Here is a 22,656-nt window from a genome sequence, read left to right as displayed (position 1 = left end):
CACAGAATTACCCACAGCTGTGGATAGATTTTTTAAGGTTGCCCATCTGTTAGTAGCAATTACTGTCAAACTAGGGATGATAAGTGTTACACAAAAACAGACAAACTTTTATTTTTCTGTGCAAAAATAAAAACTCATGATAATTCGTATTTTGAAAATTAATTTGGAAATTAAACGATAGTTTCGTATGATAAATAACGAGGAGATTTTGTTATGAATATTAAAATTGTTACTGTTGGAAAGTTAAAAGAAAAGTACTTTAAAGCCGGTATAGCAGAGTATGCCAAGCGTTTAGGCGCCTTTTGTAAGTTTCAAATTGTTGAGTGTCCTGATGAAAAAGCTCCTGAAAGTTTGAGTGAAGCTCAGGATCTCAAAGTGAAACAAATCGAAGGAGAACGAATATTAGGAAAAATTAAGGATAAGGAATATGTGATTTTACTCGATTTACGTGGAAAAGAACTCACTTCTGAGGAAATGGCCAAAAAGATCGACGACTTATCCACATATGGAACTTCTGATATCACTTTTGTAATTGGTGGATCATTAGGAGTTAGTCCTGAAGTTACTAAACGAGCTGATTACAGCATTTGTTTTGGTAAGTTTACGTTGCCACATCAGTTGATGCGCTTGGTATTAACTGAACAAATATATCGTTCATTCATGATTATTAATCATCGAACATACCATAAATAAAAAATCCGCCAGAGACCGACAATAATGTGGTTCCGCTATGGGGACCGGTCCGAGCCAGAGTGCGGTCTCGGGCCTCGGTTTGAAGCCTTGACACAGTTCGTCAAGTCTCCAAACATGTCCGGTGGTATAAGGACGGGAGATTCCTCCCGTTCTTATACCACTACCACGGCACACAAATATTTCCCAGCTCTTCCGACTAATTAATCGTTATTAATTGAATGTAAAAATATTTAATTATTAGAAAAACAAGACAGACAATCCGATTTTGGGTTGTCTGTCTTGTTTGGTATTTAGGGATGTAAATTATAAATAAATATTAGTATAAAAGGCAATCACAGCATCGCCAACAATCTGAATTTTTACTGGTTGACCATGATCCAAGTAGACTCGAACCAACATGGTTCCGGGTCTTTTTATTTTCTCACCTTGAACGATTGAAAATTCAAAGGTATCGCCGTGTGTTTCGACTAAATTATATTTGACGAGATAAGCACCTAAAGGTCCATTGGCATTGCCGGTGACGGGATCTTCGTTGATACCACTGGCTGGAGAAAACATGCGGCTATGGATTAATTCCTTTTTATTTGGTGTGACGAAAAAAACGTAATAACCGTTGCAATTAATATCAGGTGTGATAGCTTTTAGTGCTTCTAAATCAGGAGTCAAATTGTCGAGTGTTTGTTGATTATCGATTGCAATCATGACTTTAGCAGCACCAGTTGAGGCGATTGCCATCGGAAATTCAAGATTGCGTTGTTGTTCAGAAATTCCCAGCGCTTTGAGAATTCGTAATTGAATATCAGTAGCTAGAGGCTCATCAATCGATATTTGACCTTGAGTCATAGTGATTTGATAGGTGTCGCCATTTTTCAAAATATCGATTGGAAGGTTACCAGCACCAGTTTCCTGAACGATAGTTTGTGATGGTAAATTGTTTTCGACTGCCCAAGCAAAATTAGCGCCAATCGTGGCATGACCGCAGATTGGGACTTCAGTTGTAGGTGTGAAAAAACGAATTCGGATGTCAGCATCATCAGTTGTTGCGGGAAGAATAAAAGCAGTTTCCGAATTATTCATTTCCCGAGCAATTTGTTGCATCTGTTTTTTGGTTAATCCATCGGCGTTTGTGACTACTCCAGCAGGGTTACCGGCTAACTTAGTTTTGGTGAAGGCATCGACTTGATAAACGTGATAATTTTTCATAATTTCTGACTCCTTAAAGAGAAATAAATGGACCACTATGTAAATAAATTATAATTGTAAAGGTTTCGTAATATTTACGAAAATTCGTTGCTTCCTTATATGTATGAATTATAAACTTAACATGAATATAAGTAAGAATATTCTTCAGTGGAGATGGATATAATGAAAAAAAGAAATAATATTTTAGTAGCATCAGCAGTTGCCATCATGCTAGCACCAGCTGCTTTGAATGCTCTACCACAACAAACAGTGGATGCCAGTGCTGTGGGAACTGTCGCCACTACAACGCCAGTTTATAACGCAAGTGGTAAACAAACAGGTCAAACTTTGCCAAGTGGAAGCAAGTGGCAATTAGGTCAACAAGAAACAATCAACGGAGTAGCTCACTACTTAATTGGTACGAATGAGTATATTCCAGCTTCAGTTGTTACAAATGTTACTGGAGCAACAAATTCTGTTGATCCTGAATTTGGACCAGCTATTACATATAATACTAATCCCGATGCTGGAAAAACTGTTACAGCCAATCAAGCTTTAGCAGTCGTTGACCGTTATGGTAACGAAACAGGAACTTCTTTACCAGCTGGTAGCCGTTGGGTTATTGGTGAAGTAATGCATGCCAACCGTATGGTTTATTACCAAGTCGGAAATAATCAATACATTCAATCACTTGATGTAACAATTGATGGTGAAAATGACAATAATAATTCAAATACTGCTGCTGATAATTATGTTGAAACAGACGGTAACTTTGGCAAGACTGGTACCATAACTCAAGTCGCTGCTGTAGTTAATGATCAAGGTACAAATACCGGAATTGTTTTGCCAGTTAATAGTTCATGGAAGCTTGGAAAAGCTATGCACCGTGACAAGCAAACATTCTATCAAGTTGCTACTAACGAATGGGTCTCATTTGCCGATATGTCAGTTGCTAGTTCAACAACTACAAATAACAATACAGACTATTCTGGAAATGGTAGTTACATCACGTCTGGCTCAACAGATGCTGGTAAGACCGGAGCAGTTACGGTAACAACTGACATCGTAAATGGTCACGGCGATAATACTGGAAAGACAGTGCCAGTAGGTAGCAAGTGGATCCTTGGTGGCGATATTTTGCACTATGACAAGCAAACATACTATCAAATCGCTACAAATGAATATATTTCAGTTGCCTATGTAAATATTGCTGACAATACAACAACATCTACACCAACAACAAATACAAATTCAAGCATGCCAACACCTGGCAATGGTTTGATTGCTACAACAAAGAAAAATATCCAAACATATAACACTGCAACTAATAGATATGATCAAAGTTTACCAGCTAATACATCATGGAAAATTAGTAAATTAGTTGTTAATAAATATGGTTCATATTGGGGTCAAGTTGGAACAAACGATTGGGTTTGGATCTCTGACGTTAACTTGAACAGTGGATTGAATTTGAAATCAAATTCATATTACGAACCAGAATTCGCTACAGGCATTAGTAAGTAATATATTTATTGAATACATCTTCAGAAATGAAGGTGTATTTTTTTTGTGTTCTTTTCTTGCCGCCGGGGATTGCCAGAGAATTTTCACCTGCTATGGGACCGGCTCGAGCCAAGGTCTCGACCCTCGATTTTGAGCCGAAGTTCGCGTCTCAAAAGTCGTCCTGTGGTGTAAGTGCTGAAGCACTAACGCCACCTCCATTGCGGGTGAAATTCTCTGACAATCTCCGGTGTTTCTGTTAATTTACTGCTAATTATTGCTAGTTATCTGTTAGTTTCGAATTCAAAAAATTCCAAATATTAATTAGATAGTTAAAAAGGTTCCAACCAAACATCAGATAAAAAAACACTCTAGTCTTCGGTTGTCAGTAATACAGACCGCAGTGCAAGTGGCGTTATAGCAACGGTTTTCTGCTATTACACCACCGACGTATTTTGAGATTCGCGGTCTTTGCGAAGCTCAAAATCGAGGTTCGAGACGCAAGGCTTGCACCGGTCACACAGCAGGCTGCATTACTGACAACCGGAGGCGGCAATTAAAAATTAATTTCAATAATTAAGATTTTTTTTAAATGTTTTTAACCTTTATCTATCAATATTGGAAACGATTTCCAGCCAAAGATAACATTAAAAAAATAATTACTTAATTAGAAAAGCACTTGTTATTTCTAATAATCAGGCGTACTCTAACTATTAATTTCTACGAACGAAAAAGTAGAACAGAGACATCAAGAAAGGATGATACGTATGAATGTTGGTCTTGTCGGCGTTACTGGTTATAGCGGTAGCGTCTTGTACGAACTATTATTGCATCACCCAGAAGTTGATTCGGTCAACCTCTATGGGCATGCACAATCGGAAATAAAATCTTTAGAATCGGTCCTACCTCAACTACGACGACGAGCTAACATTTTGCCTTATGATCCTGCTGATATCATGAAGAACAATCAAATGGTATTTTTCGCAACATCTGCTGGTGTTACCACTGAATTAGCCAAGCCGTTTATTGACAAGGACTTTCCAGTGATTGATCTAGCCGGAGACTTTCGATTGAAGTCACGTGACGTATACAAGAAATGGTATAAGAAGGATGCTCCAGAAATGAAGTATCTTGAAAAGTCACATTATGGATTAGCTGATTTTACTAGCTCGAAGGGTGCAACTTATGTTTCTAACCCTGGATGCTACGCTACTGCAACAATTTTAGCTTTAGCGCCGTTAGTTAAAAATCATCTGATTGATCCAACTTCAATCGTAGTGGATGCCAAATCTGGTACATCCGGTGCGGGAAAGAAATTGAGTGAATTAACTCATTTCAGCCAAACAAATGAAAATCTGCAACTGTATAAGGTAAATCAACATCAACATATTCCAGAAATCGTTCAACAATTAAAACTTTGGGATGCGGACGTACCTTATATTCAGTTCACAACAACTTTATTACCACTGACACGTGGAATAATGGCCAGTTGCTACATCAAGGCTAAGCCTGAGATAACTGAAGAGGATGTCCGAAAGTCCTTTAATCAAACTTACTCAGCTGATACCTTTGTGAATGCTACTGAAGGAGTTTTCCCAACACTTAAACAAGTTGTCGGAACTAACTTCTGTGACATCGGTTATCAATTAAACCCTGTTACCCATCAAATTGTCGTAGTCAGTGTAATTGATAACCTCCTAAAAGGTGCAGCCGGGCAAGCAATTCAAAACTTTAACCAAATGTTTGAATACGAGCCAGGTCTAGGATTGGATTTAATTCCAACCTTGCCATAAATTAGGAGGATTTTTTTATGCAATCATTTATCAAAGAAGAAGAAAAAAATTATGAAGTAGTACCCTTTACATGGCCTAAGGGTTACAAAGCCGATGGAGTTTACGTAGGATTGCGTAAGAATCCTGAGAAAAAAGATATGGGCTGGCTTTATTCAGAAGTCCCCGCTCAAGCTGCTGGAACTTATACGACTAACCAATTCCAAGCTGCTCCTACAAAATTAACTAAACAGACAATCAATAAAGAACATCTTTTACAAGGAATCGTGATGAACACTGCCAATGCTAATTCCGTAACTGGTAAGCAAGGTATGATCGACGCCTTACAAATGCAGGCTTGGGCCGCTGAAAAAATGGCTGTCGACAATGATTTAGTTGGCGTTGCTTCAACCGGAGTTATCGGTGAACCATTGCCAATGGATTTGATTAAAAAGGGTGTCGATAAGTTACAGCTATTAGACAATTTCTACGTAACTGAAGCTGTTCTAACGACTGACAAACATACTAAGACTATCTCAACTCAAATCGAATTAGACGGCCAGACAGTAACTATTAGTGGCTTTTGTAAGGGTTCAGGGATGATTCATCCGAAGATGGCAACAATGCTTGGTTTTGTTGTTACTGATGCTAAGATTGCCGATGGAGCTTTGCAGGAAATGTTGAGCCAAGAAGTTGATTCGACTTTCAACCAGATTACCGTTGATGGCGATACTTCTACTAATGACATGGTTGTAACGATGGCCAATGGTCTAGCTGGAAATGAACCGATTAAAAATGATGACAGCACCAATGCACAGACTTTTCTCAGTGCGTATAACGCCGTTTTAACACAATTGGCTCAGGACATTGCAGCTGATGGTGAAGGATCAACGAAACTAGTTGAAGTTAACGTTGAAAATGCGGCTAACCATGCTGATGCTCAGAAGGTTGCCAAAGCAGTTGTTGGTTCTAACTTAGTTAAAGCAGCAATCTTTGGTGAAGATGCCAACTGGGGTCGTATTATCGCAGCTATTGGACAGACAAATGCCCAAGTTGATATCGATCATACGTCAGTTTGGTTGAACGATTTACCACTCGTTACTGACAGCCACAGTGCTGACTTTGACGAAGCAGTTATGAAACAGACTTTATCCGAAAATAAGATTACGATTTTGGTCGATCTTCATTCCGGCAATGCGACTGGTCAGGCCTGGGGCTGTGATTTAACTTACAATTACGTCCGAATCAACGCCACATACAGAAGCTAATTAAAAAATACGTATGAGGTGAAGATTATGAAGGAAACGATTGTTGTAAAAATAGGCGGCAATGCGAGTGATCAGTTACCAGCGACTTTCTTTAAACAGCTGAAAACTTGGTGGCTAGAAGGTAAACAAATTTTGATTATCCATGGTGGCGGTCCACAGATCTCACAATGGAGTGAGAAATTACAGTTGCCTGTGAAGAAAATTAACGGTATCAGAGTGACGAATGATGAAACTTTGAACGTTACCAAGGCTGTTCTATTAGGTTTAGTTCAACCAAAACTTTGCCAGTTTATCGGTAATGCTGGTTTGCCTGTTATTGGATTGAATGCTAGCGATAATCACTTGTTAGAAGGTAAGTATTTAAACCAAGCTGAATATGGTGAAGTTGGACAAGTTACTAAAATTAATAAAAAATGGTTGCAGGAAGAATTACAGAATCAGATTGGGATTTTAGCACCATTAGCCCAGACCCATGAAGGTCAGTGGTTGAACGTTAATGCGGATATGGCTGCTGCGACAATTGCCATTCAGTTGCACGCTGAATCGTTAGTTTTGTTGACAGATGTACCAGGAGTTCTGAATTCTGGTAAAGTCGTTCCACAGTTAACTGAGACAGTCGCCGATGATTTATTCCAACAGCACATTATCAAATCAGGGATGATGCCCAAAATTAAGGCTTCGTTCAATGCCTTGAGAAATGGCGTTAACCAAACTTTTATCACCAACGATTTAGGACGACCGGGAACACAGTTCCAATACGTCGAAAAATAAAAATTTCTGGAGGTTCATCATGGAACATGTATTCCCAACGTACGCGCGTTTCCCATTCGATTTAGTTAAAGGCGAAGATGTCTATTTAACTGATAATCACGACAAAACTTACTTGGATTTCACTAGTGGTATTGGTGTCTGTAGTTTTGGCTATAGTAACGAAATTATTCAAAATAATGTTCAAAATCAATTAGGTAAAATTTGGCATATTTCTAACTTGTATGAAAGTCAGATTCAAGACGATGTTGCCGCAATGTTATGTGACGATGATCAACTAGCTTTCTTCTGTAATTCAGGTACTGAAGCTAATGAGGCAGCATTCAAGCTGGCTCGTAAATATACTGGTAAAACAGCAGTTCTAGCATTCAACAATGGTTTCCACGGTCGGAGTTATGGTTCAATGTCATTGACCGGCAATCCGGATATTCAACAAGGCTTTGGTCCATTAGTTCCGGATGTAGAATTTGCGGACTATAACGATAACAAAGCGCTGGAATTGATTGACTCTCATTTAGCAGCTGTGATTTTAGAAGTAATTCAAGGTGAGGGTGGCGTTTATGTAGCTGACCAGCAGTGGTTGACCGATATTCAACAAGCTTGCCATGATAACGGCGTTTTACTGATTATTGATGAAGTTCAGAGCGGAATCGGTAGAACAGGTAAGAAATTTGCCTTTGAAAACTTTGGCTTGAAACCAGATATCATTACTTTAGCAAAAGCTCTAGGTAACGGTATTCCGATTGGCGCAATGATTGGTAAAAAGGAAATGGTCGGAGCCTTTGGCCCTGGATCACACGGAACAACATTTGGTGGTAATAAGTTAGCTATGGCATCTGCCCAAGGAGTTTTACAACAGTTAACACCAGAGTTTTTGGCAGAAGTTCAAGCTAAGTCAGCTAAAGTCTGGCAGAAACTAGAGACAGAAATTCTACCATTGTTATCTGTAACCGAAGTAACTGGAATGGGTCTGATGATTGGGATTCATTTGGATACGACATTAGATGTCAATGAAGTGATAACTAAATTGCAGAATAAAGGTTTGTTGACGTTATCAGCTAAGCACAATACTTTACGTTTGTTGCCACCATTGATTATGGATGATGATAAATTAAATGAAGGTTTAGATATTATCAAAGAAATTTTACAGTAAAAAAAAGGGTCAGATAAATTCCATGTTTGGAATTATCTGATCCTTTTGAGTTTTAATATTTATTTTTCATAACTTGCTAATGAATCAAAAATGAATTTAACAAATGCTTCACGGTCAACATCTTCAAGAACTTTGATATTGTTCTTTTGTGGAGCATCTGTACGACGGTCGGGATATGTCATACCACGATATTGGTCGTTAGTTAGGCAAACATCCATTGAATAGTTTGTGCTCTTAGTGAATAATTCTGGGGCAATCAAACTGATAACGGCACAGGCATCGTGAATTGGAATCTTTGTCATGCCTTTTGCTAATTCAGCTGAGGCATAGAAATCTAAGATTGAGCTAGCCATTTTACCAACGCGACCGAGATCTTTAATCTTGCCGATTTCATCCATTGTTAGATAGGCTTTGTTTTCGGTTAAGTTTAAACCTGATAAAGTAATTGGTAATCCTGAGTTGAAGACGATATCCATAGCTTCTGGATCAACGTAGGCGTTGAATTCGGCAGCCAATGTGATATTACCTTGAAGAGTTGAGCCACCCATAATATAGATGTGTTCAATGTTTTTCTTAACATCAGGGAAAGTCTTCAATAGAAGGGCAACGTTTGATAATGGGGCAGTGGCAACTAAGTTGACCTTTTCGTCACTCTTAGAAATGCGGTCGTACATGTAAGTAACGGCATTGTCGCTTGTCAAAGGATAGTCGAGACTGTTTTCTGGAAAATCATAGCCCTCCATACCAGTCTTACCGTGGATTTCACCAGCAGTTTCGATTGGTTTTACTAGTGGGGATGCTTGACCAGATGCAAGTTCTGCATTTGAGCCTAAAAATGTTAGTAGTTTCTTAGCGTTTTGTGTAACATATTCAAGTTTAACGTTACCACCAACAGTAGTAACACCCATCAAATCAGCTTTTTCGGGATGTGCAAGTAAAACTGTTAGAGCAATCGCATCATCAATACCAGGATCACAGTCCATAATTACTTTTGTCATTAAATCCTTACCTCACTTTTTTAATTTTAAGGGAATCTTTTTGAGAGCGCGAACAAAACTGTGTCGTTCCAATGTGCCTAAAGTCGAGAGAATTTTCTGATCATTATCGGTCATAAATTTATCGATAGCATCTTGCATTTCTTTAGACTTGTCAGACAACACAATTCGTTTCAAACGTGAGTCACTTTTAACGCTACGTCGAATAATTAATTCATCTTTTTCCATAGTCTTCAAAATATTAGTCGCAGTAGAGCGGCGAATATTGAATTCTTTCTCAATATCTTTTTGGTAAATCTCGGTATTATGATGGTCAGCCAAGTAATGAATAATCTGTACCTGAGTACCAGTCAGTCCATATTTAGCCGCAAAAGTATTGATACCACGGGAAATTTCATTCGATGCAACTTTGATCAAATGAGCCACGTCACTCGCCATAAAAGATCCTCCTTAGAGCATTGTATTACTCAATAATTATAACATCATGTATTTGTTCTATCTTCAATGATTGTAAAATTATTCACATTTAAATATGCCGCCTCTGGGTGTCAGTAATGTAGCCTGCTGTGAGACCGATTCGAGCCAAGGTCTCGAATCTCGATTTTGAGCTTAGCATAAACCGCAAATCTCAAAATGCGTCAGTTGTGTAATAGCAGAAAGCCGCTGCTATAACGCAACTTTCACTGCGGTCTACATTACTGACACCCGGAGGCTAGGAGATTTCTTGATGTTTAGTTGACCTTTAAATCAATAAGGTATGTATCAAATAATCTGAATAGAAATCTCTTAAAGTGATCAATAACACTAATTATTAATAGTCTGATAATTTAATATTAATACGTAATATTATTTGGTTCTGATTTTTGTACTTTTTTGAATTGAATCAAGATATGAAATAGAAGAAGACGTTCAATATTTTTGTATTATTTATGTTCTTAAAGGAAGAAATACACAACATTTTACCAATATATTAGCCTGAGGATGACAGTGATTTTTGCCTGCTGTGGAGGTGGCGTTAGTGCTTTAGCACTTACACCACAGGGCGAATTTGGAGACTTGCCGAACTGTGGCAAGGCTTCAAATCGAGGTGTGAGACCTCGGCTCACGCCGGTCCTCATAGCGGCAAAAAATCACTGTCATCCTCAGGCGGCCCCCCAACCAGACTTATAATTTTTAGTTCTTTCACTCTCCCTCGAGAAACATTCTTTGTATTAATTTCAAAACTCTCCTATATTGGACTGTAGAAACTAATACAGGGGGAAAAGTAAATGGCTAAAGTTTTAATTTTAGGTGCTAACGGGAAAATTGCTCGTTTAGCTGAACATATTTTTGTTGATACAACTGATGCAGATTTGAGATTATATTTGAGAAATGCTGGACGTTTAAAGGATTTCGCTGATTCACACAAATTGGTTGAAGCCGTTGAGGGTGACGCCACTGATGTTGCTGGATTAAGCGAATCAATGTCAGACGTTGATATGGTTTACGCAAACTTAGCTGGTGGCAATATTGAGGATGAAGCTAAGGCTGTCGTTGAAGCTATGCATGCCGAGAAGAAGACACGTCTAGTTTGGATTTCAACTTTGGGTATTTATGATGAAGTACCCGGCAAGTTTGGTGAATGGAACAACAAGACTTTGGGTAACTACATTACTACATATGCTGCTGCAGCTAAAGTTATTGAAGATTCAGATCTTGACTACACAATCATTCGTCCCGCTTGGTTGACTGACAAGCCAGAAGTTGATTATGAAGTAACGCAAAAGGGTGAAGCCTTCAAAGGAACTGAAGTTTCTAGAAGATCCATTGCTCAAGTTGTTGTCGATATTTTCCAAGATCCTGACAAGTTTAAACGCGAGTCAATTGGTGTTAACAAACCTAATACTGACGGGGATAAGCCTGCTTGGTATTAAAAAATTAAATGCGTGTGATAGCGCATTTTTTTTGTGGCTGAAATTGCGTAAAAATGATATGGTGAATTTGTAATCGCTTGCAAGTAAAAGGAGAAAAATAAATGGTTAAACGTTTAATTAGTGCTAATTCGAGTGAAATGTTGGCAATGAATGGTGCGGAATTGAAGCAAAGTATCAAGGCCAGTGAAGGTCGTGTCGTTTTGAGTGAAAATGTCGTCGTTCATGAACCTTTGGATGGCATTACAACTTCAGAAATTGCGGCCGCTTTTGGAGCTGATTTGATTTTATTGAATGCTTTGGATGTGTTGAATCCATTGATTTTAGGACTTTATGACGGAGAAGAAACCATGGCAACGGCTAGAGCTCATCATGATGGTGAGTCAATCCATCGTTTGCAAAAATTAGTTGGTCGTCCAATCGGAGTTAACTTGGAACCAGTTGACCCTAATGCCAAAATGGCTGAGGACCGATTGGTTATTCCTGAAGGACGTATGGCTAGTGAGAAAATTTTAAAGGAAGTTGAGAAGCTTGGCTTTAATTTCGTAGTTTTAACTGGTAATCCCGGAACTGGAGTAACCAATAAGCAAATCGCTGCTAATATCAAAGTTGCTAAAAAGGTTTTCTCTGGTTTAGTAATCGCTGGGAAAATGCATGGCGCTGGGGTTGACGAAGCTGTTGTCAGTCCTGAATCTGTTGAAGCATTCTTGGATGCTGGAGCTGACGTTATTTTGGTGCCAGCAGTTGGAACAGTTCCTGGTTTTGATGATGCTGAATTGAAGGAAATTGTTAAATTAGCTCACAATCGTGGAGCTTTGGTGATGAGCACAATTGGAACTAGTCAAGAAGGATCTGGCAGCAGTTTCATTCAAAATGTGGCTATACGCAACAAAGTTGCTGGCGTTGATATTCAACATATCGGAGATGCCGCATGGGGAATTCAATCACCAATTGAAAATATTTATGCGTTGAGTAAAACCATTCGTGGTGAAAGACATGCGATTGCCAGAATGGCTCGTTCTATCAATAGATAATAAGAAAATCAGGCAATCCTTAATAGGAAGACCTGATTTTTTTGATAATAGACTTAATTTATAAATATATTTAGATTTAATACATGTTAAAAGTGCATGGCCTGTTTTCCGTATCAATTGAAGTTTTGAAAACTCTAAAGATTAATTAAAGTAAATTATGCTATAAAAATATCAATTTGAATAATAACTCATTTAGCTAAAATGTTGGTCATGGTCCATTTTATATACAAAAAATACATAATCGTTTGATAATTTCGTTTTCTGAAAGTAATTATCAAGTGAGGTAAAACGAGTGAAATTATACGTTGAAGCAGGTCAAGCATTTCGGATAGGACAACTAACCGATATTCACATGGGCGAATATCCTTTGGAAAGAACCGATGAAAAGATGATTGACCAGTTACGAAATGTTTTGGAAAATAATCATTTTGATTTGTTGATGTTGACAGGAGATCTGATTTGGGGCGAATACAACGAAGATCCGCACAAGAGTTTACAAGTGCTCTTCGATTTATTGAACGAGTTTGAGACGCCAGTTGCCATAACTTATGGTAATCATGATACCGAAGGACGCTATGGCAGAGCTTATATCCGTGCTTTTGAAAAAGAATTAAAGAATTTAGCTGATAAAACACATATTTTTATGTCTGGTGAACACGAAAATTATATGTTAGAAGTTTTAGATAAAGCGACTGGTGAAGTAGTGAATAAAATTTTTGTTTGGGATAGTGGCGCATATTCAAAATGGCCGGAAGTCAGCCTCTATGCGGCAATCGATCTCGACCAAATCAATTGGTATGTTGATACATCAAAATCATATGCGCACAAGACGTTTGATGTTGGATTCATGCATACACCATTGCCAGAATATGGGAAAGTTGATCCTGAAAGAATAACCGGTAGTTTTGGCGAGCCAGTTTGTTCAGCTGACCTCAATTCAGGACTATTCCATGAGATTTTAAAACAGAACAATATCAAGGCATTATTTGCCGGTCATGATCACTATAATAATTTCTCGGGATCATACGCCGGAGTGCACCTAAATTATGGCAACGTTACAGGCTATAACTGTGGCAGTGACTTGACTAGAGGCGTTACACAAATAGACTTGTATAACGATGGATTACAAAGAAGAAACTTACTTTTCACAGAATAAATGTTAACCGTCTACAGGTATGAGAATATTAACCTGCAGTGCGGACCGGCCCGAGCCAAAGAGCGGTCTCGAACCTCGGTTGAAGCCTTTCCAAAGACCGGAAAGGCTCCAACACGTCCGGTGGTGTAATGGCTAAAGCCATAACGCCACTTTCGCTGCGGATGAATATTCTCAGCTCTTTCAACTGATTTATTTTTTGTTGTTTTTTTGAATAATCTAATCAAGAAAATATATTAAAAAATTGCAATTAGAACTGTTATATCAAGTTTCTGTATATAAATAATGCATAAAACTAGCCCTATAAAATAAGTAGGGACTAGTTTTTTTTGTCTTGGTACCATGTTATGAAAAACTGAATTAGTCGGAGGTTGCCAGAAAAATGAGCCAGCAGTTAAGGTGGTGTTATTGCTTTAGCAATTACACCACGGACGTGTTTTGAGACGCGGTTTTCGGCTCAAGACCGAGGTACGAGACCGCATTCTGTCACAACAGGTTCATTTTTTCTGGCAAACGGAGACGGCAATATAACCAAATTTATTGAAAACAAAAAAATAATTTCAGAAAAGACTTACGAAGAAGGATTTTTTCTGGTATATTAATCCACTGTTGCAACAATTTGGAGGTAACTTATGAGTCAAGCTCAAAAAATTAATACAAAACCTCTTCATCCATTATTGTCACTAATGGGTGTTCTTATCGGTGGATTCGTCGGCATGTTCAGTGAAACTTCATTGAATATTGCTCTTCCATCTATTATGAAAGCTTTTAATATTGAAACAGGTACTGCTCAATGGTTAGTTACTGGCTACATGCTAGTTATCGCTATCGTCTTGCCACTTTCAAGTTTATTGACAAAACATTTCTCAACTAGGGGATTAGTTAGATTTGGTTTATTAGATTTCATCGTGGGTTCAGTGATCGCAGCTCTTGCTATCAGCTTCCCAATGCTATTAGTCGGACGTATGATCCAAGGTATTGCCACAGGTATTATCTTGCCATTGATGTTCTCGATTGCGATGAGAATCTTCCCACCTAATAAGTTAGGTGCAGCACTTGGTATGGCAGCTCTTGTCATCATGTTTGCCCCAGCTATCGGACCTACAATTTCCGGTATTATCTTGGGAGTTTCATCATGGAGATTTATTTTCTGGTCATTCAACATTTTCTTATTGATTGGTTTAGTAATCATGGAAAAGAATTTAACGAATGTCTTTGAAGTAACTAAGCCAAAAGTTGACTGGTTAGCTATTTTACTTTCAACGATTAGTTTTGGTTTAATCGTATTCGGAGTTAGTTATTTAAGTAAAAGTATCACATTAGCTTTGATTTCCTTAGTCGTTGGTCTAGTGCTATTGGTTGTTTATATCAGACAACAATTGCACGCTGAAACACCAACTTTGGATTTCGCCGTTTTGAAGAACCCTGAATTTGTAACTGGCTCTGTGCTAGTTATGATCAACTTTGGTATCACATTGTCAGCAATGTACTTGTTGCCAATGTACTTACAAAATGGTTTAGGCGTAGCTGTTGCCCTAACAGGTATGGTTATGTTGCCGGGTGGTATTATCAATGCGGCCGTTTCATTCGGTGCCGGTCGTGCTTATGATAAAATCGGTGCTAAAGTACTATCACGTCTAGGTTTCTTAGTCTCAATCATTGGTGCAGCTATGTTCCTATTCAGTAACCAAAACAGTTCACTAGGTTACATTATCGCTGCCCATATCGTCTTGATGATTGGTGTTCCTTTAGCTATGTCACCAGCACAAACATATGGATTGAACTCACTAGATGCTTATCAATCAGCTGATGGTTCAGCTATTATCAATACTTTCCAACAAGTTATCGGTGCTGTCGCAACTGGTATTGCAACAATCTTGTTGAGTACTGGTCAAGCAAACTACTTCGCTGATGGTGGAAAATCAGCTAAATTAGCATTTACTAATGGCGCTCACTACGGATTTATGTTTACATTAGTATTAGCTGTCTTTGGATTTATCTTGGCATTCCGTGTCCACAATAAAAGCAAAGAGACAGTTAGTTCTAAAGAATCAAAGCCTGTAACAGATAAGGCTGAAAGCACTGCTACTGATTTAAACTAGTCGCTGAGTTGATCAGTTAGAACAATTGATACGAAAAGAGCCAATCAAGACGGTAATTGATTGGTTTTTTTGTTGGGCCGCCTCCGGTTGGCAGTGATTTTTTGCCAGCTATGAGGACCGGGCCGAGCCAAGGTCTCGTCCCTCGCTTTGAAGCCTTGCCACAGTTCGGCAAGTCTCCAAAGTCGCCCTGTGGTGTAACGGCTAAAGCCGTAACGCCACCTCCACAGCAGGCAAAAATCACTGCCAACCTCCGGCTTATTTGGGGCTGTTTTACAGAGGGTTTTTGGCAGTGGATTTGTAATTTGCTATTCGGGATACTTTCTGAAAATGGTTGTTGGTTTTGTCTCAGTTTTTAAAGGATTAAATTAGGTTCTAGTGGGAATAAATAAGGGATTCGTCAATCAGATTTAACCTTGATTTCAAGGGATAACTTAGTCGGAAGAGCTGAGAAGTATTCACCAGCTATGAAAGTGGCGTTACGGCTTTAGCTGTTACACCACCGGGCAAGTTGGAGACTTTTCGGGCTTTGAAAAGGCTTCAACCGAGGTTCGAAACCGCACTTTGGCTCGGGCCGTTCCGCATGGCAGGTGAAATACTTCTCAGCTCTGGAGACGGAAAATTTAAGTTATCTAACATGAATATCAATTTACGGTTGAAATGTAAGATGAATTCTCTTATAATAATAGGGTTAATAAAATAAGTTAAATGTAATAACGGGAAGGAGGGTTTTTTAGATGTCACAAAATACACATAAAGGTATGACTGGCCACCGCCGTCCTGTAAACCAAAAAAATGGTGCAGAAAAACGCGCTAACACACAAGCTGTCCTTGACTTCTTAAAGAGTCGCGACACTAAAGAATCTAAATAATTCTAAATAAAAAAGCTAACAGATTATGTCTGTTAGCTTTTTTTGTACGCTTTATTCAACGGTGATCTCTTGGCGTCCATTACGTTTGGAATGGTACAAGGCTTCGTCAACTCTGGAATAGAAATCATTGATTGAAATATCGGTCTTAGTCATTTCGGAAACACCCATTGAGACAGTTAAATTGATAGTTTTTCCGTCGAAGTTAGTTTCGGAATGATTCAAGGCTGAAAAGATTTCTTCAATGATATTTTTAGTGTCGTTTAATTCGTAATTTGGAAAGATGACGTTAAATTCTTCGCCACCGGTCCGATATAACTTTATCTTGGAATCATTTTGACTGATAACAGTTTGGACGGTACTGACAACGTTTTTCAAGACCGCATCACCAGCAAGATGTCCGTAAGTGTCATTGATACTCTTGAAGTGGTCGATATCAAACATCAACATTGTAAATTTAGTATCGGAATTTTTAACTTTGCGGAACAGTTCCCGTAATTCGATATCAAAGGCATCGTAATTGTAGGCAGAAGTTAATTTGTCGTGAGTCGCATCTCTAAATAGGGCGGTTCTGGACTCTACGTCCGCAAACAAGGTCGCAATATAGCCGAAAGTAAACATTTCTAGGATAGCTAGATAGAATATTTCTTTCCAAAAAGTTGGATAACTGATAGCAAACTTGATCTTGGCGAAGAACCAATACGCAGCACCGAAGAAAATGCTGGAACCTAAGTAATAGAAGTATGGAAATTTTTTATCGGTATGAGTTTTGATGTAGTTGAGTGTGTAGAAAAATGCAATCAGAATAAATCCTAAGCACCACGATTCCCAGCTAGTTATGGCCGCATTGAATACCATGAAGGCTAAGACAATTGGCGCAAATAAGTGAAATTTGAACGGAACATTGAGAATAACTGTGTAGAAAATCACCGCAACTAATTGGAAATTAATGAATGTCCAGGAATGTGAATGCCCACGAACGGAAATTTGCAGGGTGAACAAAATGGCTAGGATATAAATAATTCCTAAGATAGCCCGAAGTGTATATTCGTCAAAACTAATATCTTTGAATTTCAAAATCTTTTTAATTCCGGCGAAAGCCACTTGAAAGACGATGAAGATTCCCATGATGAAAAATAGGCTGGTCAGTAGTGATGCCTTGCCGATTACATAACTTGTTAACAAAGTTGCTCCCCCCAATCCGTGATACTTAAGTCTAACATGCGACTTCAATTCAAAAAAAGTGTTCTCCGGAGATTATTTCTCTAGAGAGCACTTTTTTAATCGACAACATCAGTCCTATGTAATCTAAAGGTCAATGATAATGCTACGAGCAAGAATGCTAAACATGCTAGAAATCCTGCTTGAATTCCAACTGATTGATTGACTGTGCTGCCGGTGATAAATTTGTCAGCCATCGTAATTACAGCAATGATAATGGCTGTACCAAAAGATGCGGCTATTTGTCTGAGGGTATTGAATGTTGCCACGCCATCGGATAAATACTTCTTTGGCAATGCACTTAAGGCGTGTGTCTGAATGGGAATTAAGATTAAAACTAATCCTAATTGGCGAACCATTTGACCAACTGTCAGCATCAAAACAGACGCGTTAACGTCGATAACCGCTTGCATAAATGTACCGAAACAGTCGATTAACACTCCGGTGACAACAATTCGTTTGATAGGATATTTATCGAATAAGCGACCACTGACGGGTGACATGAATCCGGTCAAAATTGCCCCAGGTAACAAAGCTAATCCTGAAATTAACGGACTTTTATGTAGAATCATCTGGATCATTAGTGGCAAAAGGATTGTATTGCCGTACATTGTTAATACAATCAACATATTTATGGCTGTCGCGAAGGTGAATTGGGAATGTTTAAAAATTTCGAAATTAATAATCGGCTTGGATGATTTGTTTTCCATAATTGCGAAAATAACGATCAGAATCAAACCAACAACTGTGAATCCTAAGACTTTAAATGATAGAAAGTTATTTTGACCGATATTTGAAAATCCACTTAATAGGAAGAGTAATCCCAAACTGACAGTGATTAAGCTGGGAACGTCAAACTTGGGATTATCATGCGTTTCAATTTGTGGCAATTGGAAAATCGACAACAGTACGACGGCAATAATGAATGGCAAGATTAGGATGAATAGGTATTGCCATGAAAAGTACTGCAAAATGACTCCAGACAGCGTTGGGCCAATGATAGGGGAGAAATTAAAGGCCAAGCCAATAATTCCCATTACAGCTCCTTGCTTGGCTCTAGTCGTGTATTGCATAGCGAGGACGTTGACCAGTGGCATCATCATACCTGTACCGATAGCTTGAATCATGCGACCGATGATAACCATGGTAAAAGTATTGGCGATGGCTCCAAGAAGTGTCCCAACTAGGAAAATTGAGCTAAAGATAATGAAGAGATGTCTAAAGGAGAATTTCTTAATAAAGTAGGCACTAGTAGGAATCATGATTGCGTTGACCAAGGTATATCCGTTTGTTAACCATTGGACGGTAGAAGAATTGACATGGAAAACCTGCATAAAAACTGGCAGGGCGGTGTTCATTAAAGTAGAGCACAAAACACCAAAGAAGGTACCAAAGACCATAATGTAAAGTGATTTTTTGATTTGTTTCGACATGTGTCTGTGCGCTCCCAAAATATAAAGTAGTAACCTATTTATTTTAGTTATTAAAATTGGGAAGGTCAACACGTATAGTGCCACCGGAGGTTGGCAGTGATTTTTTGCCTGCTATGAGGACCGGTTCGAGCCATAGTTCGGTCTCGAACCTCGCTTTTGAGCCGAAAACCGCGTCTCAAAAGTCGTCCGTGGTGTAAGTGCTAAAGCACTAACGCCACCTTCATTGCTGACAAAAATCACTGCCAACCTCCGGCTAGTTTATTGTTGAATTTAAAGTTGTCTTTGGGTTGATGTGCAAGATTTTGAATGGGTCCAAATATTATTCGTTGAAAGTATAATTTACCGTTCAACGCATAAGCTATCTTTATTTAAGTAATCATGAGTCATGATTTAATTGTTAAACATCCGATAAAGTTTGTAAGGTAGGTCATCTGGGCTGATTACTTGATAGTCTTTGACATAGCTGCATTTGGTGTCCAATTTTACCAATTGACCATCATCTAAGTCGTCATCAGAATGCAGATCAATTTCGTGATATTTGCCTTGGCGGTCGTATGCATCAGCGTAAAAGGCATAGCTACCATCGCTTTCTTTGTCGGCATCTTCATAGTCGACTTGCATAAATTTAGGACTGCGTTTGGCTAGTAAGTTGTAGTGGTTAAAATTTTGTGCAAACTCAGTATTTTTGTCTTTGAGATAGGAACCAGCCATGTAATAGCCTAGTCCTAGTACGATTATCCCCATAAATAGGGCGTTAATAAATTTTTTCATAATTTTCTCCAAACTGTATAAAAAAAGAGCCATTTCAGGCCCCAACTATAGATTTAATTTGGTATAAACATCGCTAGGCATATCTTTTTTGAAAACTTCCTTATATGAATAAACGTAACTGCCTTTAGTGTCGAGCTTTAGGAAGTGACCTTGTTTCAGCTTACCCATACCCATGAACTTTATAGGATGCTCATTACCAGCGTCATCATAACTTTTAAGATCATATGTGTAATTACCATAACCATCTTCGTCTTTGGCCTCTTTATTATCAATTTTTACATATTTAGGTTCACGCTTAACCAATACGTTATAGGCGTTGAAAGCCTGTGCTGATTGGCTAGTGCTGTCCTTGACTGAGAAACAAACCCCGAAATAACCGATTATCATAACTACAATACCCAACAAAAAAACTCTTAAAAAACTTCTCATTTGAATTACCTCCTGACAAGTATATTAAGAGTTTTGCTTTTTTTTATACATTTGATTCACTTACATTATTCTTACAGATTTGTAAGCCAGCTTTTTACCACCAATCGAAGTTAAGTGTGTAGTCTACAATTCTGTTGAATAAGTCTGCTACAAGTTTCATCATAGCTAACACCTCCAACTATATATATAAACTCTTTTTCTTAACTACATTATAGTTCTTATTGAAAGCGCTATCAATTGTTAATGATATTTATTTGCCTTGCCGTCTCCAGAGCTGAGAAGTATTTCGCCTGCTATGCGGTACGGTTCGAGCCACAGTACGGTCTCGAACCTCGGTTGAAGCCTTTTCAAAGTTCGAAAAGTCTCCAACTCGCCCGGTGGGGTGACGGCTAAAGCCGTAACGCCACTTTTCATAGCTGGTAAATACTTCTCAGCTCTTCCGACTAATTCCATCAAGGTAAGAATGAGTATATCGGTTACTTGGATCAGTGACTTTTACACCTCCAACCTTATAGTGCTTTATAGCGTAAATGAATTGAACTCGGATAATATTTAAATGTTAGATTATTATTGATTCTTGGTAATATTTAGTAAAAATAGAGCTGCAATCAAACTAAGCCCTGAAATAATTGTAATTATAAGTAACTGATCAATATAACTTGTTGAAAAACCATGAACACCACTAGTGAGTGCAACAACGGCTGCAATACCCACGGATTGACCAATCTGGTGAACTGTATTGACGACACCAGAGGCAGCACCAGCAATCTCGGGGTCAGTATTAGCCACACCCTCAGCTGTCAGTGGGCTGAGCACTAAACCTTGTCCAATTCCAAAGATTACCATTGGCAGCGCGATAGCTATCCAGTAGCCTTTATCTAGACCTAAAACGATGGGCATTGATACACCGATAGTGACAAGCAAAACTGCAATGACAATTAAACGTGCATTACCAATTTTTTCAGATAATCTTGAAACCTGCAGTGCACCAAAGAATTGGGGAATTGTTGCAGGTAAAAATGCTAGGCCGGTCAACAATGGTGTAAATCCATAAATGTGTTGTAACGCTTGGGTTGTTACAAAGAAGTAAGCAAATGCTGCCCCGATAAAGAAGAAACGGGCGATATAGGCGCTGTTACGTTGTCGATCAGAAAATAAACGTAACGGCATAATTGGACTTTTAACCAATCCTTCAGCATATACAAATAAAGTCAATGCAATAATAGCTACGATTATGGCGAGTAACTGATGAGAAGTTCCGTCAATACTGTAAACTAACGCTGACAGCCCCAAGACTGATAATAATGTCCCTATGATATCAAGACCGTTGGCACGTCTAATTTCATCATCTTTAATAAACCGAATGGTCATGAAAAACATCAGTAAACCAACTGGCACGTTTAAGAAAAAGCCATATCTCCAAGAAAACATGCTAGTAATTATTCCACCAAGCACCATTCCAAAACTGGCACCTATACCAGCTGTAGTACCATAAGCGGCGATTGCTCTAGAACGCATTGTTCCATGATAATTGTCTAACAAGAGAGCTAATGTAGTGGGAGCTAAGATGGCAGATCCAATACCTTGAAAAGCTCGCATTGAAATAATCATCGGTGCATTTGTAGACAGGCCAACCATTAATGATCCAAAAGAAAATAACAGTAGTCCAATTAAAAAGACTCGTTTACGACCATATACATCACCAATACGGCCGCCAAACAATTGGAATCCTCCGAAGGTCAACGTATATGCGCTGCTGACCCAGGCAAGTGTTTGAGAATTTAGGTGAAGATCAGTTGCGATTTTAACAGTACTCGTGAAAATAATAGAGTTATCCAAAAGTATCATGAAATAACTTAATAAAATAATAGGTAATACAATACCAAATTTTTCTTTGTTTTGATTCATTACAAACCCCTATCGTAATTCAAATTAGCTTTGCATAGAAATACTTGGTCGGTTTCTATACAAGAATGCACTAATAGTAATATGGATTGGGAGGTTTGAAAATTACTAGATTAGCATACAAGTATGCTTCAAACGTATACTAAAAGGCTGATTTTGTATTAAAGGTTGAAAGTTTGTTAGAGTATGCCGTTTCCAGAGCTGAGAGTATTCATCTGCTGCGCGGCACGGCTCGAGCCAAAGAGCGGTCTCGAACCTCGGTTGAAGTCTTTCCAAAGACCGGAAAGTCTCCAACACGTCCGGTGGTGTAATAGCTAAAGCCATAACGCCACTTTCGCTGCTGATGAATACTCTCAGCTCTTCCAACTAATTTATTTTTTATTGGGATAAACAACTAAATAAATTACAACTATGACTTGTACAACAATGGTCACATAGTATTTTTAACTTTCAACCTTCAGTTTTGTATTAAAAAAAGACGCCAGAACCCGTATATAAGGATTC

At 38.5% G+C, this 22,656-nt stretch carries 19 protein-coding genes; 11 read left to right on the top strand and 8 right to left on the bottom strand.

Translation table 11 applies throughout. The annotated features are described in order from the left end of the window. The first annotated feature begins 213 nt into the window (after positions 1-213). On the top strand, positions 214-693 hold the full coding sequence (gene rlmH, locus AAA923_RS04960) for a 23S rRNA (pseudouridine(1915)-N(3))-methyltransferase RlmH (RefSeq protein ID WP_041499182.1): 480 nt from the start codon (positions 214-216) through the stop codon (positions 691-693). 303 nt (positions 694-996) lie between these two features. Here the strand turns inward: rlmH and AAA923_RS04955 are convergent, their stop codons facing one another. Continuing rightward, the gene (locus AAA923_RS04955; RefSeq protein WP_338215099.1) at positions 997-1,896 is read right to left on the bottom strand and encodes a PhzF family isomerase; all 900 of its coding nucleotides are present in this window, start codon (positions 1,894-1,896) and stop codon (positions 997-999) included. A gap of 162 nt (positions 1,897-2,058) precedes the next feature. Between AAA923_RS04955 and AAA923_RS04950 the strand changes: the two genes are divergently transcribed. From AAA923_RS04950 to argD, 5 genes are all read left to right on the top strand, one after another. After that, positions 2,059-3,399 (top strand): SLAP domain-containing protein, encoded by a 1,341-nt coding sequence (locus AAA923_RS04950; protein WP_338215097.1) that lies wholly within the window; start codon positions 2,059-2,061, stop codon positions 3,397-3,399. A 743-nt stretch (positions 3,400-4,142) separates the two neighbouring features. Continuing rightward, positions 4,143-5,168, top strand: a complete 1,026-nt coding sequence (gene argC / locus AAA923_RS04945) for an N-acetyl-gamma-glutamyl-phosphate reductase (protein ID WP_338215095.1) — start codon at positions 4,143-4,145, stop codon at positions 5,166-5,168. Between the two features lie 17 nt (positions 5,169-5,185). Next, a complete protein-coding gene (gene argJ / locus AAA923_RS04940) occupies positions 5,186-6,412 on the top strand; it encodes a bifunctional glutamate N-acetyltransferase/amino-acid acetyltransferase ArgJ (RefSeq protein WP_338215093.1) in 1,227 nt (408 codons plus the stop codon). Between the two features lie 27 nt (positions 6,413-6,439). Further along, positions 6,440-7,183 (top strand): acetylglutamate kinase, encoded by a 744-nt coding sequence (gene argB, locus AAA923_RS04935; RefSeq protein WP_338215091.1) that lies wholly within the window; start codon positions 6,440-6,442, stop codon positions 7,181-7,183. 19 nt (positions 7,184-7,202) lie between these two features. Then, positions 7,203-8,333 carry an acetylornithine transaminase gene (gene argD, locus AAA923_RS04930; protein WP_338215089.1) on the top strand — a complete coding sequence of 377 codons (1,131 nt, stop codon included), beginning with the start codon at positions 7,203-7,205 and terminating at the stop codon, positions 8,331-8,333. 59 nt (positions 8,334-8,392) lie between these two features. Here the strand turns inward: argD and AAA923_RS04925 are convergent, their stop codons facing one another. Further along, complete coding sequence (locus AAA923_RS04925) at positions 8,393-9,331, bottom strand: nucleoside hydrolase (RefSeq protein WP_338215087.1); 939 nt, start codon at positions 9,329-9,331, stop codon at positions 8,393-8,395. 12 nt (positions 9,332-9,343) lie between these two features. Further along, positions 9,344-9,766, bottom strand: a complete 423-nt coding sequence (locus AAA923_RS04920; RefSeq protein ID WP_338215085.1) for a MarR family winged helix-turn-helix transcriptional regulator — start codon at positions 9,764-9,766, stop codon at positions 9,344-9,346. An 830-nt stretch (positions 9,767-10,596) separates the two neighbouring features. Here AAA923_RS04920 and AAA923_RS04915 point away from each other — a divergent pair. The 5 genes from AAA923_RS04915 to AAA923_RS04895 all read left to right on the top strand — a co-directional run bounded on the left by AAA923_RS04915 (position 10,597) and on the right by AAA923_RS04895 (position 16,396). Continuing rightward, complete coding sequence (locus AAA923_RS04915) at positions 10,597-11,241, top strand: SDR family oxidoreductase (RefSeq protein ID WP_338215082.1); 645 nt, start codon at positions 10,597-10,599, stop codon at positions 11,239-11,241. Between the two features lie 101 nt (positions 11,242-11,342). Beyond that, entirely contained in the window at positions 11,343-12,272 is a 930-nt protein-coding gene (locus tag AAA923_RS04910; protein ID WP_338215081.1) for a DUF7916 family protein, read from the top strand. Between the two features lie 292 nt (positions 12,273-12,564). Further along, positions 12,565-13,428, top strand: a complete 864-nt coding sequence (locus AAA923_RS04905; RefSeq protein WP_338215079.1) for a metallophosphoesterase — start codon at positions 12,565-12,567, stop codon at positions 13,426-13,428. Between the two features lie 629 nt (positions 13,429-14,057). Continuing rightward, positions 14,058-15,527 (top strand): DHA2 family efflux MFS transporter permease subunit, encoded by a 1,470-nt coding sequence (locus AAA923_RS04900; protein WP_338215078.1) that lies wholly within the window; start codon positions 14,058-14,060, stop codon positions 15,525-15,527. A 734-nt stretch (positions 15,528-16,261) separates the two neighbouring features. After that, a complete protein-coding gene (locus tag AAA923_RS04895; RefSeq protein ID WP_010018183.1) occupies positions 16,262-16,396 on the top strand; it encodes a hypothetical protein in 135 nt (44 codons plus the stop codon). A gap of 51 nt (positions 16,397-16,447) precedes the next feature. Here AAA923_RS04895 and AAA923_RS04890 read toward each other — a convergent pair whose 3' ends face one another. The 5 genes from AAA923_RS04890 to AAA923_RS04870 form a co-directional block, all read right to left on the bottom strand. Next, positions 16,448-17,578, bottom strand: a complete 1,131-nt coding sequence (locus AAA923_RS04890) for a diguanylate cyclase (protein WP_338215074.1) — start codon at positions 17,576-17,578, stop codon at positions 16,448-16,450. A 95-nt stretch (positions 17,579-17,673) separates the two neighbouring features. Further along, the gene (locus tag AAA923_RS04885; protein WP_338215072.1) at positions 17,674-19,047 is read right to left on the bottom strand and encodes an MDR family MFS transporter; all 1,374 of its coding nucleotides are present in this window, start codon (positions 19,045-19,047) and stop codon (positions 17,674-17,676) included. Positions 19,048-19,437: 390 nt separating this feature from the next. Next, positions 19,438-19,818: a DUF1093 domain-containing protein gene (locus tag AAA923_RS04880; protein ID WP_338215070.1), complete on the bottom strand. Its 381-nt coding sequence runs from the start codon at positions 19,816-19,818 to the stop codon at positions 19,438-19,440. 45 nt (positions 19,819-19,863) lie between these two features. Continuing rightward, positions 19,864-20,247: a YxeA family protein gene (locus AAA923_RS04875; RefSeq protein ID WP_041499203.1), complete on the bottom strand. Its 384-nt coding sequence runs from the start codon at positions 20,245-20,247 to the stop codon at positions 19,864-19,866. Between the two features lie 567 nt (positions 20,248-20,814). After that, positions 20,815-22,155, bottom strand: coding sequence for an MFS transporter (locus tag AAA923_RS04870; RefSeq protein WP_338215068.1), 1,341 nt, complete (start codon positions 22,153-22,155; stop codon positions 20,815-20,817). Between the last annotated feature and the right edge of the window lie 501 nt (positions 22,156-22,656).

The sequence above is a fragment of the Companilactobacillus muriivasis genome, from assembly GCF_036246245.1.
GTDB lineage: Bacteria > Bacillota > Bacilli > Lactobacillales > Lactobacillaceae > Companilactobacillus > Companilactobacillus muriivasis.
The sequence above is the reverse complement of the archived record's forward strand: the minus strand, read 5'-3'. Positions and strand labels throughout refer to the sequence as shown.

Coding starts and splice junctions, on each gene's coding strand:
- AAA923_RS04895 (WP_010018183.1), top strand. CDS start 16,262: ATGTCACAAAATACACATAAAGGTATGACTGGCCACCGCCGTCCTGTA.
- AAA923_RS04880 (WP_338215070.1), bottom strand. CDS start 19,818: ATGAAAAAATTTATTAACGCCCTATTTATGGGGATAATCGTACTAGGA.
- AAA923_RS04875 (WP_041499203.1), bottom strand. CDS start 20,247: ATGAGAAGTTTTTTAAGAGTTTTTTTGTTGGGTATTGTAGTTATGATA.
- AAA923_RS04900 (WP_338215078.1), top strand. CDS start 14,058: ATGAGTCAAGCTCAAAAAATTAATACAAAACCTCTTCATCCATTATTG.
- AAA923_RS04920 (WP_338215085.1), bottom strand. CDS start 9,766: ATGGCGAGTGACGTGGCTCATTTGATCAAAGTTGCATCGAATGAAATT.
- argB (WP_338215091.1), top strand. CDS start 6,440: ATGAAGGAAACGATTGTTGTAAAAATAGGCGGCAATGCGAGTGATCAG.
- argC (WP_338215095.1), top strand. CDS start 4,143: ATGAATGTTGGTCTTGTCGGCGTTACTGGTTATAGCGGTAGCGTCTTG.
- argJ (WP_338215093.1), top strand. CDS start 5,186: ATGCAATCATTTATCAAAGAAGAAGAAAAAAATTATGAAGTAGTACCC.
- AAA923_RS04910 (WP_338215081.1), top strand. CDS start 11,343: ATGGTTAAACGTTTAATTAGTGCTAATTCGAGTGAAATGTTGGCAATG.
- AAA923_RS04950 (WP_338215097.1), top strand. CDS start 2,059: ATGAAAAAAAGAAATAATATTTTAGTAGCATCAGCAGTTGCCATCATG.
- AAA923_RS04955 (WP_338215099.1), bottom strand. CDS start 1,896: ATGAAAAATTATCACGTTTATCAAGTCGATGCCTTCACCAAAACTAAG.
- rlmH (WP_041499182.1), top strand. CDS start 214: ATGAATATTAAAATTGTTACTGTTGGAAAGTTAAAAGAAAAGTACTTT.
- AAA923_RS04925 (WP_338215087.1), bottom strand. CDS start 9,331: ATGACAAAAGTAATTATGGACTGTGATCCTGGTATTGATGATGCGATT.
- AAA923_RS04870 (WP_338215068.1), bottom strand. CDS start 22,155: ATGAATCAAAACAAAGAAAAATTTGGTATTGTATTACCTATTATTTTA.
- argD (WP_338215089.1), top strand. CDS start 7,203: ATGGAACATGTATTCCCAACGTACGCGCGTTTCCCATTCGATTTAGTT.
- AAA923_RS04885 (WP_338215072.1), bottom strand. CDS start 19,047: ATGTCGAAACAAATCAAAAAATCACTTTACATTATGGTCTTTGGTACC.
- AAA923_RS04915 (WP_338215082.1), top strand. CDS start 10,597: ATGGCTAAAGTTTTAATTTTAGGTGCTAACGGGAAAATTGCTCGTTTA.